Source organism: Variovorax sp. 54 (assembly GCF_002754375.1).
GTDB lineage: Bacteria > Pseudomonadota > Gammaproteobacteria > Burkholderiales > Burkholderiaceae_C > Variovorax.
Window position 1 is genome coordinate 6,613,673 of the sequence record NZ_PEFF01000001.1, and the last position, 13,973, is coordinate 6,627,645.

Genomic DNA, 13,973 nt, shown 5'->3' on the forward strand with positions numbered 1-13,973 from the left:
TGATCAGGCTATTTCAGCCATGCAAGATTTCACCGTTCTCGTCCTTCCGGGCAGCTTCGGCACCAGCACCGCCGTCACGCTCGACGTGCTCGCCGCAGCCGCCACGCTCGCACCGCGCCACAAGATGCCCCGCCCCACCTGGCGCGTGGTGTCGCCCGACGGCGGCATGGTGCCCCTGAGCAATGGCCTGCAGATCGACACCCTCGCCATGCCCCGCCGCGCGCGCACCGACGGCTCGACGTGGATCGTTCCCGGCCTTGGCGTCGACAAACCCGCCGACCTTGCACTGCGCCTGACCGACGACAACGCCCGTGCCGCCATCGACGCGGTGCGGCGCCATGCCGCGCGCGGCGGCGCGGTGGCGGCTTCGTGCTCGGCCGTGTTCCTTTTGCAGGCGGCCGGCCTGCTGCACGCGCGCCGCGTCACGACCTCGTGGTGGCTCGCGCCCGAGCTGCGCCGGCTCGAAACAAATTGCCTCGTCGACGCCGACCGCATGGTCTGCGCCGACGGGCCGGTCAGCACGGCGGGCGCGGCCTTCGCGCAGTCCGACCTCATGCTCCATCTGCTGCGCACGCGTTTCGGCCCCGCACTGGCCGAGGCCGTGAGCAAGGTGCTGCTGATCGACGGCCGGCAGGCGCAGGCCCCGTTCGTCGTGCCGTCGATGCTGTCCAACGGCAACGAACTGATTTCGCGCCTCACGCAGCGCATCGAAGCTGCGCTGCCCACGCCGCCCAGCGTGGCCGCGCTGGCCGACGAGTTCGCAATGTCGCAGCGCACGCTGGCCCGGCGCGTGCGTGCCGCCACCGGGCTGGGCGCGCTGGCGCTGGTGCAGAGCGTGCGGCTCAACCGCGCTCGCATGCTGATCGAAAGCAGCCGCATGACCATCGACCAGGTCGCGACGCAGGTCGGCTACGAAGACGCCACGGCGCTGCGGCGGCTGATGCGCAAGTCGGCCGGCGCGCCGCCGAGTCGCTTCCGGTCGGCACTGCAGACGGCGTGACGTGGCTGTCGCAGAATGCGCCGCACCATGACCCGTCCGCCTGTCACCGTTCGTCCCGCCACCGCAGCTGATGCACACGCGCTCGCCGCGCTGGCGATCCAGGTGTGGCTCGACACCTATGCGACCGACGGCGTGAACGAACTGCTCGGACGCTACGTGCTGTCGACCTTCACGCCGGCCGCGTTCGCTGCATGGGCTGAGGCCCCCGATGCTGCACTGCGGGTCGCGCAGGTCGATGGCCATCTCGTCGGCTACGCATTGCTGCAGTTCGGCGCCGCGCAGCCACTGGTGCCGGGCTGCGACACCAAACTGCGCACGCTCTACGTGCAGTCACCGTTTGCGCGCAGCGGCGTCGGGTCGATGCTGCTGCGCGAAGCCCGCAGCGCCGCCCACGCACGCACAGGCAGCGACGGCCTGTGGCTCACGGTGAACGTGAAGAACCTGCGCGCCTGCGCGTTCTACGAAAAGCACGGGCTGGCCGTGACGGGACTGACGCAGTTCGTGCTCGGCGACGAACGGCACGACAACCACGTGATGGCGACTCCGCCCCATTGAGCGCGCAGCTGATCAGCCCAGCGGCAGTTCGATGCTCGCCGCCAACGGCACCTCCGTGATGCGCTCGCTGCTGGCCACGACCACGGCCCGCCCTGGCTGCGCGATGCGCCGCTCGATCGCCTGCCACAGGCCGTGGATCGAACGCGCATCGAGCGCGCCCACCGGGTCGTCGAGCAGCACCACAGGCCGGCCCGACGCGAGCGCGGCGGCCAGCCCGACCTTGCGGCGGGAGCCGGTCGACAGCATGAACATCTGCTTTTCGAGGTGCGGCGCGAGCGAGAACGCCTCGACAAGGCGCAGCCACTCGGCCTGGTCGAAGCCCGCGTCACCCTCGCCCAGCAAGGCCGTGCAGGCCTGCGCGCTGAGCTGATCGAAGCCTTCCGACGCCGGCTCGCAGAAGAAGACCTGGCGCCGGTAGGCCTCGGGTTCGGCGTCGAGCGCCACGCCGGCCGCGCGCAGTTGCCCGGCCGACGCAGGCTGCTGGCCCGCCAGCACGCGCAGCAAGGTCGACTTGCCGCTGCCGGTGTCGCCGTACATCAGCGTGACGCCCTCGCCGACGGTGGCAGACCAGCCGTTGGCCAGCGCGGGCTGGTCGGGGTACGCGAAGTGCAGGTTCTGAATCTCGAGGAGGGGGGGAGCTATGGAAAGCCTCATGCGGAATTTGTATCTGTAACGCTAGACTGAACGCCATTTGTAACTGCGCCCGCCGCGAGTCGGGCAGGACAGGAAACAACGCTGTGAGTCTCTCCGATCTTCTGGGCAGCGCCTGGCAGGCCCTGCACACCGCATCGACCCCCGACGAAACGCCCGCCGCCGACGACGGCCTCGACGACTGCATCCTCTTCTTCGCATGGGGCGACGGCACGACGCAGGCACGGGTGCTGTCCGCCCGTGGCAAGACCCTCGAAGAAGCTTGGGCGCAAGGCACGCAGGCACTCGAAGCGCAAGCCACCGGCGTGCCGCGCGACCTGCGCGTCGACTGGGTCCGGCGCATGCGCCCGCTGCATTGGGGCGCGTTCAAGGCGGCCCTGACGTCCCCCGCCACCGAAGGCCTGGCCTTCGACGCGCGATGCGACACCGCCCTGCTCGCTCCGCAGATCGACAGCCAGCGCCACCAGCTTCTGAACGCCCCGACCGACGACGACACCACCGTCTGGGCCTTCCAGGCCCGCGCGGTGCATGTGGACGCCAGCGGCGCGCACGCCATCGCCACCGACGGCCACCGCGAGCGGCAGTCCATCGACGCGCCCTTGCTGCGCTGCATGATCGCCGCCGGCGCCGACCATCTCGCCGCACGCGTGCAGGCCGACGGCGCGTTCGCCCCGAACCCGTCCGATGCAGACGCACCCAGCGCCGCAGACCATGCCCGCGCTGTGCACGCGCTGCTGGACGCCTGGGACCCAGCGCAAGCTGAAACCCGCCAGGCCGCGATCCATCGCGCACTCACGCGGCTGACACGCACGCTGATCCGTCCGGCCGCGCTGCCCAACGGCACGCACGTCGCCTGCCTCATGGAGCCTGCGACCGACGACACCTCTCTCGGCGCCAATGCCGCCTGCATCGGCGCGCTGGTGCGCTACACCGAGCTGAGCCGCGACCGGCGCTACCTGCCCCTGCTCGACCAACTCGCACGCGCCGTGCTGCACATGCAGGACCCGGTCTCCGGCCGCTTCGCCCGCGCGCTGCACCATCCGTCGATGGCGGTGAAGACCGAAGCGTCCGGCGACGCGCATGAAGACGACGAGGCCCTCGTCGCGCTGCTGCGCCTGTACGCCCTCACCGGCAACCGCCGCTGGTTCGGCGCCGTCGAGAAAGCCTTCGAGCACTTTGCCGCCGCCGGCTACGCCAACGCCCAAGACCATGCGCTGTGCCGCGCCACGAGTGCACTCACGCGCTACCGGCCCGAACCACGCTACTTCCAGTTCGGCCTGCAGAACCTGCACGCCTCGCTCGATGTCGCGCTCGCGCAGAGCACTGCATCGCCGGCGCTGCCGGCCCAGTTGGTAGCCGGGGCCGAACTGGCCGCTCGGCTCGACGCCAGCCCCGCGCAGCAGCCGCTGCTCGACGGGCTCGACCGCAGTGCTTTGCACCGCGCGCTGATGCACAGCATGCAGCGCCTCGCCGACAGCCACGCAGGGCCCGAGCGCGCAATGTTCTTTGCGCAGCCGGCCGCGATCGAAGGCAGCTTCTTCGGCGACACGGCGCAGGCGCTCGCCGACGCCACGGCCGTTCTGAAACTGCTGCAGTCGCCCGCCGGTGCGCCGCTGCGCGACGAGGCTCTGGCCGACGCGGTCCGCACCGCCGCGCGGCAGCCGCGCCCTGAGGCAGTGCTCGACGCCGTGCCACGCGATGTCCGCTTCACCTACCCGCTGACGCTGGGCCCGCTGCGCCTGCTCGGTGCCCGCGTCCGCCCGCGCGAGCAGATCGGCCCAGGCCCGGTGACCGTCGAAACCTGGTGGCAGGCCGACGCGCCCGTCGACACCGACTGGCGCCTGGACATCGGCGCGCGCCCCGCCACCTGCGTCACCGCGCCGGCCTGGGGCCTGTCGACCGGCCATGCGCCCTGCCATGGCCGCCATCCTGTCAGCCAGTGGGTGCCGGGCAAGGTCTACCGCGACGTCCACACGTTGCGCCCGCCGCTCGCCACGCGGCTGTACGACGCCGACATGCAGATCGAGGCCGGGCTGATCGGTCCTGATGGTCGTCGCGTGGAGCGCCTGCGCATGCAGCGCTTCTTCGATTTCATCCTGCAGGAAGGCAAGGCATCGCCCGCGCCGATGTGGCGCTTTCCGCCGGTGCCGCGCTACAACATCGTCGCGCCCGAAGCGTTGCCGCCCGACCAGCCCGGCGAGCCGCGTCAGACCTGGAACGCCGCGCAGATCGAAGCCGTGACAGGCGGCAGATGGCACGTCGCCCCGCCGCCGGGCTGGTTCATTCGCTCGCTCACGCGCGGCGAAGGCCACACGCCCATGGTGCCGTCGCCCACGATGTTCGTCGCCTCCGACTACTGGACGCTCGCGATCCACGAACGCTTCGGCGACAACGAGGGCGAGCGCAACTGGGACTGGTCGGAGTCGGTCGCACGCATGCAGCCCACGCTGGCCGGCGCCATGCTGCGCAAGCCCGTGCCGGGCCTGGCGCCCGACTTCCCGGTGCTGCTGGTCGACGACCCGATCCAGGCGCTGGTCGAGCTGGGCATTGCCGCGCGCGAACGGCTGCAGGGCAAGGTCATCGGCATCACGGGCAGCGCAGGCAAGACCTCGGTGTGCCACATGCTCGACCATGCCTTCGCGCCCACGCACACCCGTGTCGCGACCATCGACAACTACAACTCGCGGGTGGGCATGCTGTCGATGCTGGCCAATGCGCCCGCGCAGACCGACCTGGTGATCCTGGAGGTGGCCGTCAGCGCGATCAACGCGGTGGACTACCAGAACATCAAGCGCGTGCGGCCCGACCTGGCCGTGCTCACGAACATCACGGCCTCGCACCTGGGCGAAGGCGAGACCGTGTTGGACGTCGCGCGACGCAAGGCCAACATCTTCGAAGGCATGCAGCCCGGCGCCTGCGCCGTGATCTGCACCGACACCGACCATTTCGACTACCTCGTGGAGCGTGCGCGGGCGCGTGAGCTGCGCGTGCTGACCTACGGCAGCGCCGCATCGGCCGACTTCCGGCTCGACGCCCACGATCCGGCCACCGGCCACGTCCGCGCCAGCCGCCCCCACAGCGACGGCCAGCGCTTCGAATACACGCTCGGCGCCAAGGGCCGCCACATGGCCGTCAACAGCCTCGTGTGCTTCACCGTGGCGCATGCGCTGTCACTCGACAGCGGGCGCGTGCCCGAGCAGCTGGCCTCGTTCGCCGCCGTGAAGGGGCGCGGCCAGGAGCTGTCGTTCACGCTCGACCACAAGCGCTTTCGCGTCATCGACGAGTCGTACAACGCGAACCCGCTGTCGATGACGGCGGCGCTGGCCTCGCTGGCCGACCAGTCCGACGAACAGGGCCGCAAGCTGCTCGTGCTCGGCGACATGAAGGAGCTGGGCGACGACACGCAGCGCCACCACGATGCGCTCGTCGAGCCCATCGTCCAGTGCCACCCGGCGCGCGTGTTCCTGCTGGGCGAGTGCATGACGCGGCTGCACGAACGCCTCGCCGCCGCCTTGCCGCAAGGCGCCACCGTGCAGGCCTTCGACACGCTGGAGGCGCTGGAGCGCGCACTGCTCGAACAGGTCGCCACCGACGACACCGTGCTCTTCAAGAGCTCCAACGGCACGGGGCTGTGGCAGATCGTGCGCACCATGACCGAGCGGCAGGAAGAAGAGAAGGAAAAAGAGCAGCAACAACAGGCACGCCGCGCGCGCGAACGCGCGGCAGCGGCGGCTGCTGCTGCTGCGGCAATGCCGAAACCGCCCGCGCTCCCCCCCATGCCCCAGCCGCCCGCCGTCGTGATCCGGCGCACCGGTTCGCCGGCGGAGAGCGCGCAACCCACGCCGAGCTGGGTGCTGTACGACCTCACGCACGACCGGCTGCTGACCCATCAGCCTTCAGAACACAGCTTTGTGCCCGCCTCGCTGTCGAAGCTGGTCACCGCCGCGCTGGTCGAACAGAAGCTGCGCGACGACCGGCTCGACCGCCATGCCGAAGCCGTGCAGGTGCCCGTCGACCCCGTGCCCGCGCGCGACGATCCGTCGGCCGCGCTGTATGCGGCCGGTGCGCCGCCGCTGCCCGTGCATCGCCTGCTCGAAGCGGCGCTGGTCGTGTCGTCCAACAAGGCGGCGCTCACGCTGGCGTCGTGGCACAGCGGCGACTTCGACAGCTTCGTCGCGGCGATGAACCGCCAGGCGCAGGCCTGGGGCATGCACGACACGCACTTCGCCTGCCCCGCCGGCCTGGTGCGCACGGCGCGCACCACCGCGGTCGACATGCTCACGATGGCGCGCCACGTGCTGCGCGACTTTCCGTCGGTGCTCGAGATGGCCGGCAAGGACCGGCTCGACGGCGTGTCCGCCGAAGCCCCGAGCACCAACCTGCTGCTGGGCCGCGTGCCCGGCGTGGACGGCCTCAAGACCGGCTCGCTGCCGGGCCTGGGCTCACACCTGATCGCCACCGCGCAGCGCGACCAGCGCCGGCTGGTGTCGGTCGTGCTCGGCGCACCGGATCGCCAGACCTGTGCGCGGCTGTCGGCGTTGCTGTTGCAGCGTGGGTTCGAGACGCCGGCGGCGCCGGGGCTGCAGTAGGCCGCTGCGGCAAGGAGAGATCGGCCGCCGGCGCTTGCTACATTTCACGGCCGACGTCCCCTCTTCAATTCGCTCGAATTTCAATGAATCTTGTTGCCGCTGTGTGCCCCCAATGTTCTGGCGCCCTTGAAATTCCAGCAGAGCGGGATTTCGTGACATGCCAGTACTGCGGGATCGACATCATAGTGCGCGAGCCCGCACGGCCAGCGCACTACGTTCAGTGGGTTCAGCCCGCAGCGCAGCCGCCCGCCAATGCGGCGAATCTCAAACGGCTGGGCGCGATTGCGGTGGCTGCAGGCAACTATTCGGAGGCCTGCGAGTATTTGGATCGCGCGCTGGAGATCGATCCTGGCGATGTCGAAATTTGGCTCAGCAAGGCGTATACGCTGGGCCTGGACAGCCGGCCCCTTCATCTTCGACTGCGGGAAATGCTCGAGGCATTTCACGGTGCGCGCGCAGCAGCCGCGCCTGAGCGTCAGGCCGCCTTGCTGAAAGACGAGGTCTCGAAGACCAAGGCCCTGATGTTTCCGCTCCATGCCGCCTCGAAAGAGCTGCTGCGTGCTGCCCCGTCATCTTCCGCGTGGGAAAGCTATGTGCAGCAGTGCGCGCACTACCTCGCCGCCGCGAATATCGTGCACCGCCGCGTGCCCGACGATGTGGAAATCATCGAGTTCGTGATCGAGGTGTGCAGGGACAACATCGAGGGCCTCTATGGCGCCAGCACCAGCGAAGGCTACTGTGCGGTGGACGACGCGACGGAGAAGCAGTTGCGCGAAATCATGGAGGGCTACAGCGCAAAGCTGGCGGTGTTCAAGCCAGGCTATGAATATCCGATGGTGCAACGCGCCGGGAAGCAGTGCTTCATCGTGACCGCCACGATGGGCGACCCGACGCACCCGGCGGTCGTGCTCCTCAGAGTCTTCAGGGACGAACATCTGGTTCGTTTTTCGGTCGGGCGCGCTTTCATTGCCTGGTACTGGAGGCGCGGCCCGGCACTCGCGCGACAGGTCGCCAAGTCGAAGGCCCGGAGAAGCGCTGCCTATGTCCTCGTGGTTGCGCCTGCGGTTGCATGTGTCAAGGCATTCAATCGTTGCAAGACCCGATGAGTGGGGCCATCGAATGCCAGAGCCACGAATGCGCCTTTGCACCTGCCTGCGGCCGCTCGCATTGATTTGCGCGCTCCGTCTTAGCCGCCAGGGTGGCTAGTTGGCAGACGGTGGGTCACGCAGCGTCAAGCGAACCTCATGTTCCATCCGATACAGGCAGGCCTGAGCGAACGCCAGACGAATCACGGTCGACTCGGGCGCCGTGGTCAGGAACAGATAGCCCGGCCCCGCCCGCATTGGCATCAGGGTCATCTGTCCGTCGCGGATTTCGTGCACGACCGTCATGTCTCCCGTGCTCTCGCCGACCTTGCCCAGCGCCGCCAGATCGTCGCGCGTGATGCAGACAACGGACGTGTCGAACTCCGCCAGCATCCTCGTTCGATAGTGAGGCTGTGAGCCGTGCAAGACATCCACCGACGCGAAGCCGATGGGACTCCCCGGCAAAGGCTTGAGGCGCCCGAAGCGGTGCGTCAAAGACGCCATGTCGCCCTCGAGTTCCAACCCCAGCCGTCGGGTCCGTTCCGGAAACGGGGTTTCGGTGTCCACCAGAAAACGGCGATAGCTTTGGACCACCGACGCGGCATCTTTCGGCGCCGTGGCGCATCCAGTCATCGACAGCAGCAATGCCACGACAGCCAGCGGCAGCTGGCGCGGGAATTTCATGTCGCCAAGCCCAACGGCTGCAACCCCTTCACCCACTCGAACACCGCCGCCACATTCGGATCATCGCGCCGCGCCTGCGGGCACACGAGGTAGAACGGCGAGCCCTGCAGCACCGGCCCGAAGGGCCGCACGAGGTTGCCCGCGCGCAGTTCGTCGGCGATGAGTGCCAGGCCCATCAGCGCCACGCCCTGCCCCTGCAACGCGGCCGAGACGGTGTGGGTTTCGTCGGAGAACACGGGGCCGGCCGTCACGTCGAGGCCGGGCACCTGCGCCACCTGCTGCCATGCGGCCCAGGTGCCCGGCTGGGTCTTGCTGTTCGGCACCGCGAAATGCAGCAGCGTGTGCTTCACGAGATCGGCCGGGCGACGCAGCTTGAGCGCGGGGCTGCACGCCGGCGCGAAGACGGTGTCGAACAGCTTCTCGGCCACGAGGCCCGGCCACTGGCCCTTGCCGTAGCGGATGGCGACGTCGGCCGTGAGACCGTCGAGCGGCACCGCGTCGTGCGAGGCGTGGATGCGCAGGTCGAGCCGGGGGTGCGCCGCGCGCAGCGCACCGACGCGCGGCAGCAGCCAGCGCGCGGCCACGGCGGGCGTGGTCGACAGCGTGATCGCGCTGCGCTCGGGCGGCGCCCGCAGGCGCGCGATGGCCTGCGCCATGGCGCTGAACGAATCGCTGAGCACCGCCTGCAGCTCGCGGCCCTGCGGGGTCAGCACGAGCTGGCGCGGCTGGCGCACGAACAGCGGCACGCCCAGCGAGTCTTCGAGCTGTCGCACCTGGTGGCTGATGGCCGTGGGCGTGACCGACAGCTCGTTCGCCGCGAGCTTGGCGCTGCAATGGCGCGCGGCGGCCTCGAAGGCGCGCAGCGAAGCCAGGGGCGGCAGGGAATGCAGGAGGGCCATGGTGTTCGGCGTGGCGAATAGATGAATTCAGTTTTCCGCAGCGAGAAAAATTCGTCGTTTGTCCGGCTTCGGATGCTTCGATAGATTGGGAACCGTGTCAAGCAGACAGCTGAATTTCCTTCATCCAACCGAGGACCACGCCATGACCACCACCACCCTGCTCCACATCGATGCCAGCCCGCGTTCCGGCCGTTCGGGCGCGGTCGTCCACGGCTCGCATTCGCGCCGTCTGAGCCACCACTTCGTCAGCACCTGGCAGGCGGCGCGCCCGCAGGACGAAGTGATCTACCGCGACTTCGGCACCGCGCCACCGCAGGCGATCACCGGCGACTGGATCCACAGCGCCTTCACGCCCGTCGAAGCGCGCGAGCCCTGGATGCACGAGGTGCTGGCCGAGAGCGACACCTTCATTGCCGAGCTGCGCCGCGCCGACGTGATCGTCATGGGCACGCCGATGTACAACTACAGCGCGCCGGCCACCGTGAAGGCGTGGATCGACAACATCGTGCGTGTCGGCGAGACCTTCGACATGGACCCGAGCCTGGACGATCCCTACGTGCCGCTGCTGGCCGAGCGCCCGCGCCGCACCGTGCTGCTCACCGCGCACGGCAGCAGCGGCTTCGCGCCCGGCGGCGTTCAGGCGCATCTGAATTTTCTGGTGCCAGGGGTGAAGGCCGCGTTGGGCCTGCTCGGGCTGCACGAGGTGCACGACATCGCGGTCGAGCACGCGGAAGACCGCGGCGATCTGCTGGACCGTTCGATGGCCGAGGCGCTGTCGGGCATCGAGCAGCTGGTGCGCGACCTGCAGGCGAAGGTGCAGATCGGCTGAAGGCGGCCCGCGACGGGCCGCCTCATCGGGAAAAGATCAGGCTGAACGCAGCTGTTCGCGCAGCTTCTGGCCGATCTCGGGGCGCTCCAGGAACGGGTCGGCCGGGTTGGTGATCGACACGATGTTCTCCATGCGACTCTTCACGTTGCCCAGCGCCTTCGGGTGGCTGAACACGTAGAACTGGTTGTCGCTGATGGCGTCGAACACCTTCGCCGCGACTTCGGCGGCCGTGATCTTGCCGCTGCTCACCGCCTTGTTGCTCATGGCCTGGCCGATGAGCTGGCTCTTGGTGAGCTCGGTGTCCTTCGGTGCGTTGGGGCGGTTGCGCTCGCTGCTCGTGATGCCGGTGGGCACGAAGTACGGGCACAGCAGGCTGGCGCCGATCTGGTCGGTCACCAGGTTCAGGTCCTGGTACATGGTTTCGGTCAGGCTCACGACGGCCGCCTTGGCCGCGTTGTAGATGCCCATGTTGGGCGGCGTGAGCAGGCCCGCCATGCTGGCGGTGTTGGTGATGTGGCCGCGGTAGCTCGGGTCCTTGGCGGCGGCCTCGAGCATCATCGGCGTGAACAGGCGCACGCCGTGGATCACGCCCCACAGGTCGACGCCCAGCACCCATTCCCAGTCGGCCACGGTGTTTTCCCACACGAGGCCACCGGCACCCACGCCCGCGTTGTTGAACACGAAGTGCGGCGCACCGAAGCGCTCCTTGACGGCAGCGGCCAGCGCTTCCATCTGGGCCGCGTCGGACACGTCGACCTTGCGCGCCAGCACTTGGACGCCCAGGGCCTCCATCTCGGCCTTGGCCTTGTCGAGTGCGTCCTGCTGCACATCGACCAGCACGAGGTTCATGCCGCGGGCGGCGCCGATGCGCGCGCATTCGAGGCCGAAGCCCGAGCCTGCGCCGGTGAGTACGGCGGTCTTGCCCTTGAAGTCCTGGATCATTTGCCGGTGTCCTTGTCTCTGACGTTGAAGCGGAAGCCGCTATTGAAATACGGAACGCGCGCCGGCGCAGTCACGAAGGTGCCCCGACTCACGCTCACATCGGGCGTTTTCAGGCCTCTGCTTTTTTCAACACGTAGCCAATGCGCGGAAAGTGCACATGCACCCTGCCCGTGCGCTCGCTGTTGCGCTCCAGCGTGTAGTGCGTGCGCGTGGCGGCCACCAGGAGGCCCGGCGTCTCTTCGAGGCCGAAGCTCTCGGCGCGCAGCGTGACGGCGCTGCCCAGCGGAATGCCGTGGTCGTCCTGGAAGGTGCTGTCGGTCAGCAGCGTGTGCGGCGTGGCGGCCTTGGCGACGGCGATGGCTTCGTCGCTCGAGAACTTCGACGACGTGCCGTGGCCGATGGCCGCCATGCGGTCCATCCAGTCGAGCACCGCGGGCGTGAGCTCCAGGATGCCCTTCACCGCGTCGATGCGGCGCGTGTACCAGAGCGGGTGGTAGGCCGAGAAGTCGGCAATGCTGGGTACTTCGCCGAGCAAAAAGGGCTTGTCGTCGAGCATGTCGGACAGGCGGCGCAGGTACGACTTGTAGGCGCTGGTGGCGTCGGCCGGGCGCAGGCGCGTCATGTTGCCGGCGCTCATCTTGCCGCGGTCTTCGCCGAAGGCCTTGATGGCTTCGGGCGGTGCCTTGGCGAACACTTCGGCGGCGCCCTTGGGCTGCAGATTCCAGGCCATCGCGGCCCAGAACAGCGAGGTGTCGGCCCACTGCGCGAGGATGCGCGACATGCCCTTCTCGGGCTCGGGGTAGAGCGTGGGTTCGGGCTGCAGGTGCTCCAGCACGTCGGCGATGAGCGCGCTGTCGCAGTACATGTCGGCACCGATCTGCAGGAACGGCGTCTTGCGGTAGCCGCCCGTGAGCACCTCGACGTCGGGCTTGGGCATGATCGGCGGAATGAAGACCGACTTCCACGGCAGCTTCTTGGCGCCGAGGATCAGCCGCACCTTTTCCGAGAACGGCGAGGTGGTGTAGTGGTGAAGGATGAGGTCGGCCATGGTGTCTTTCGTGGAGGTGTTCTTGTGGGTGGTCAGCGCGGCTGCGCGCGCTGGATGATCGAATCGAAATCGGTGCCCGCGCCCAGCGTGCCGAAGGCCTGGCCCCAGTCGCCGCCCAGGCGCGAGGCGCAGAAGGCGTCGGCCACGGCGGCGGGTGCGGTCTGCACCAGCAAGGCGGCCTGCACGGCAAGCGCCACGTCTTGTGCGAGGCGGCGTGCCTCGGTCTCGGAGGCCATGGCCTCGATGCGGGCGGGCAAGGCGTCGGCCAGGCGGTCGAGTGCGGCTTGCTGGCCCCGCGCCGGCGCCAGTTCGTGCGCCAGCGCGGCCACGGCGTCGCCCTTGCGCAGGCCGCGCAGCAGGTCGAGCGCCATGATGTTGCCGGCGCCTTCCCAGATGGAATTGAGCGGCATCTCGCGGTAGATGCGCGCCATGACGCCCTCGCCGCCCTCTTCCACGTAGCCGTTGCCGCCCAGGCACTCCATGGCCTCCTGCGCGAAGTGGCTGCCGCGCTTGCAGATCCAGAACTTGGCGACCGGCGTGAGCAGGCGCGCCATCAAGTTCTCGTGCGCGTCGGATTGCCGGTCGAAGGCCCGCGCGAGGCGGATGGCCAGTGCGGTGGCGGCTTCGCTTTCGAGCGCGAGGTCGGCCAGCACGTTCTTCATGAGCGGCTGTTCGATCAGCGGCTTGCCGAAGGCGTGGCGCTGCGCCGTGTGGTTCAGCGCGATGCCCAGCGCCTGGCGCATGAGGCCGCTGGTGCCGAGCGAGCAGTCGAGCCGCGTCATCGTGCCCATCTCGAGGATCTGCGGAATGCCTCGCCCCTCCTCGCCCACGAGCCAGGCGCTGGCGCCATGAAACTCGACCTCGGAACTCGCGTTGGCCTTGTTGCCGAGCTTGTCCTTCAGACGCTGGATGTGGACGGCGTTGCGCGTGCCCTTTCCCATCCAATCCGGCAGCACGCGCGGCAGGAAGAAGCACGACAGCCCGGCCGGCGCCTGCGCAAGGATCAGGAAGGCGTCGCACATGGGCGCCGAGAAGAACCACTTGTGGCCGGTGATGGCGTAGCGCTCGCCCCAGGCGTCGCTGCCCTCTCGAACAGCCTGCGTGGTGTTGGCCCGCACGTCGGAGCCGCCCTGCTTCTCGGTCATGCCCATGCCCATGGTCACGCCGGGTTTGTCGCGCAGCGGCTTGAGCGCGGGGTCGTACCAGAGGCTGGCGAGCTTCAGGCCCCAGTCGGCATGCACGCCCGCGTTGCCGCGCAAGGCGGGCGTGACGGCGTAGGTCATCGAGACCGGGCACAGCACCGACGGCTCCAGCTCGGTGAAGAGCATGAAGCCCGCCGCGCGCAGCACGTGCGGCGACGCGGACGTGCCCGTCCACGGCGTGCCGTGCAGGCCCGCACCCACGGCGGTTTGCATCAACGCGTGGTAGCTCGGATGGAACTCCACCTCGTCGATGCGACGGCCGAAGCGGTCGTGCGTGTGCAGCTGCGGCGTGTGGATGTTGGCCAGCCGCGCATGCGTCTGCATGGCGGCCGAGCCGAGGATGGCGCCCAGCTCGTGCAGCTGCGTGGTCTGCAGCGCGGGCGCGTTGAACGTCAGCGCATCGCGCAGGGGGCGGTTGGTGTCGAAGAGGTTGTAGTCGACCAGCGGCGCGGGCTGGTTGAAGACCTCGTGTGTCGTGTCCATGACCGG

11 protein-coding genes are annotated in these 13,973 nt (G+C 69.0%); 5 read left to right on the plus strand and 6 right to left on the minus strand.

Features of this window, described 5'->3' with window-relative positions:
- The first annotated feature begins 19 nt into the window (after positions 1 to 19).
- Both CLU95_RS30335 and CLU95_RS30340 read left to right on the plus strand, forming a co-directional pair.
- Positions 20 to 1,000, plus strand: coding sequence for a GlxA family transcriptional regulator (locus CLU95_RS30335; RefSeq protein WP_099797016.1), 981 nt, complete (start codon positions 20 to 22; stop codon positions 998 to 1,000).
- 27 nt (positions 1,001 to 1,027) lie between these two features.
- The gene (locus tag CLU95_RS30340) at positions 1,028 to 1,555 is read left to right on the plus strand and encodes a GNAT family N-acetyltransferase (RefSeq protein WP_257214780.1); all 528 of its coding nucleotides are present in this window, start codon (positions 1,028 to 1,030) and stop codon (positions 1,553 to 1,555) included.
- Between the two features lie 12 nt (positions 1,556 to 1,567).
- Here the strand turns inward: CLU95_RS30340 and CLU95_RS30345 are convergent, their stop codons facing one another.
- A complete protein-coding gene (locus CLU95_RS30345) occupies positions 1,568 to 2,209 on the minus strand; it encodes an ABC transporter ATP-binding protein (RefSeq protein ID WP_099797018.1) in 642 nt (213 codons plus the stop codon).
- A gap of 83 nt (positions 2,210 to 2,292) precedes the next feature.
- Between CLU95_RS30345 and CLU95_RS30350 the strand changes: the two genes are divergently transcribed.
- Together CLU95_RS30350 and CLU95_RS30355 are read left to right on the plus strand one after the other, a co-directional pair.
- The gene (locus CLU95_RS30350; RefSeq protein ID WP_099797019.1) at positions 2,293 to 6,795 is read left to right on the plus strand and encodes a Mur ligase family protein; all 4,503 of its coding nucleotides are present in this window, start codon (positions 2,293 to 2,295) and stop codon (positions 6,793 to 6,795) included.
- 83 nt (positions 6,796 to 6,878) lie between these two features.
- Positions 6,879 to 7,901 (plus strand): CFI-box-CTERM domain-containing protein, encoded by a 1,023-nt coding sequence (locus CLU95_RS30355; RefSeq protein WP_143606074.1) that lies wholly within the window; start codon positions 6,879 to 6,881, stop codon positions 7,899 to 7,901.
- A gap of 96 nt (positions 7,902 to 7,997) precedes the next feature.
- Here CLU95_RS30355 and CLU95_RS30360 read toward each other — a convergent pair whose 3' ends face one another.
- Both CLU95_RS30360 and gcvA read right to left on the minus strand, forming a co-directional pair.
- On the minus strand, positions 7,998 to 8,564 hold the full coding sequence (locus CLU95_RS30360; protein WP_099797021.1) for a hypothetical protein: 567 nt from the start codon (positions 8,562 to 8,564) through the stop codon (positions 7,998 to 8,000).
- A complete protein-coding gene (gene gcvA / locus CLU95_RS30365) occupies positions 8,561 to 9,463 on the minus strand; it encodes a transcriptional regulator GcvA (protein WP_099797022.1) in 903 nt (300 codons plus the stop codon). Before gcvA ends, CLU95_RS30360 begins: the two co-directional genes overlap by 4 nt.
- Positions 9,464 to 9,605: 142 nt before the next feature.
- Between gcvA and CLU95_RS30370 the strand changes: the two genes are divergently transcribed.
- Positions 9,606 to 10,292 (plus strand): FMN-dependent NADH-azoreductase, encoded by a 687-nt coding sequence (locus tag CLU95_RS30370; RefSeq protein ID WP_099797023.1) that lies wholly within the window; start codon positions 9,606 to 9,608, stop codon positions 10,290 to 10,292.
- A gap of 36 nt (positions 10,293 to 10,328) precedes the next feature.
- On the opposite strand, the gene CLU95_RS30375 is transcribed toward CLU95_RS30370, so the two are convergent.
- The 3 genes from CLU95_RS30375 to CLU95_RS30385 form a co-directional block, all read right to left on the minus strand.
- On the minus strand, positions 10,329 to 11,234 hold the full coding sequence (locus CLU95_RS30375; protein WP_099797024.1) for an SDR family oxidoreductase: 906 nt from the start codon (positions 11,232 to 11,234) through the stop codon (positions 10,329 to 10,331).
- A gap of 109 nt (positions 11,235 to 11,343) precedes the next feature.
- Positions 11,344 to 12,282 (minus strand): glutathione S-transferase family protein, encoded by a 939-nt coding sequence (locus CLU95_RS30380; RefSeq protein WP_099797025.1) that lies wholly within the window; start codon positions 12,280 to 12,282, stop codon positions 11,344 to 11,346.
- Between the two features lie 32 nt (positions 12,283 to 12,314).
- Positions 12,315 to 13,967 carry an isovaleryl-CoA dehydrogenase gene (locus CLU95_RS30385; protein ID WP_099797026.1) on the minus strand — a complete coding sequence of 551 codons (1,653 nt, stop codon included), beginning with the start codon at positions 13,965 to 13,967 and terminating at the stop codon, positions 12,315 to 12,317.
- Positions 13,968 to 13,973 lie beyond the last annotated feature (6 nt).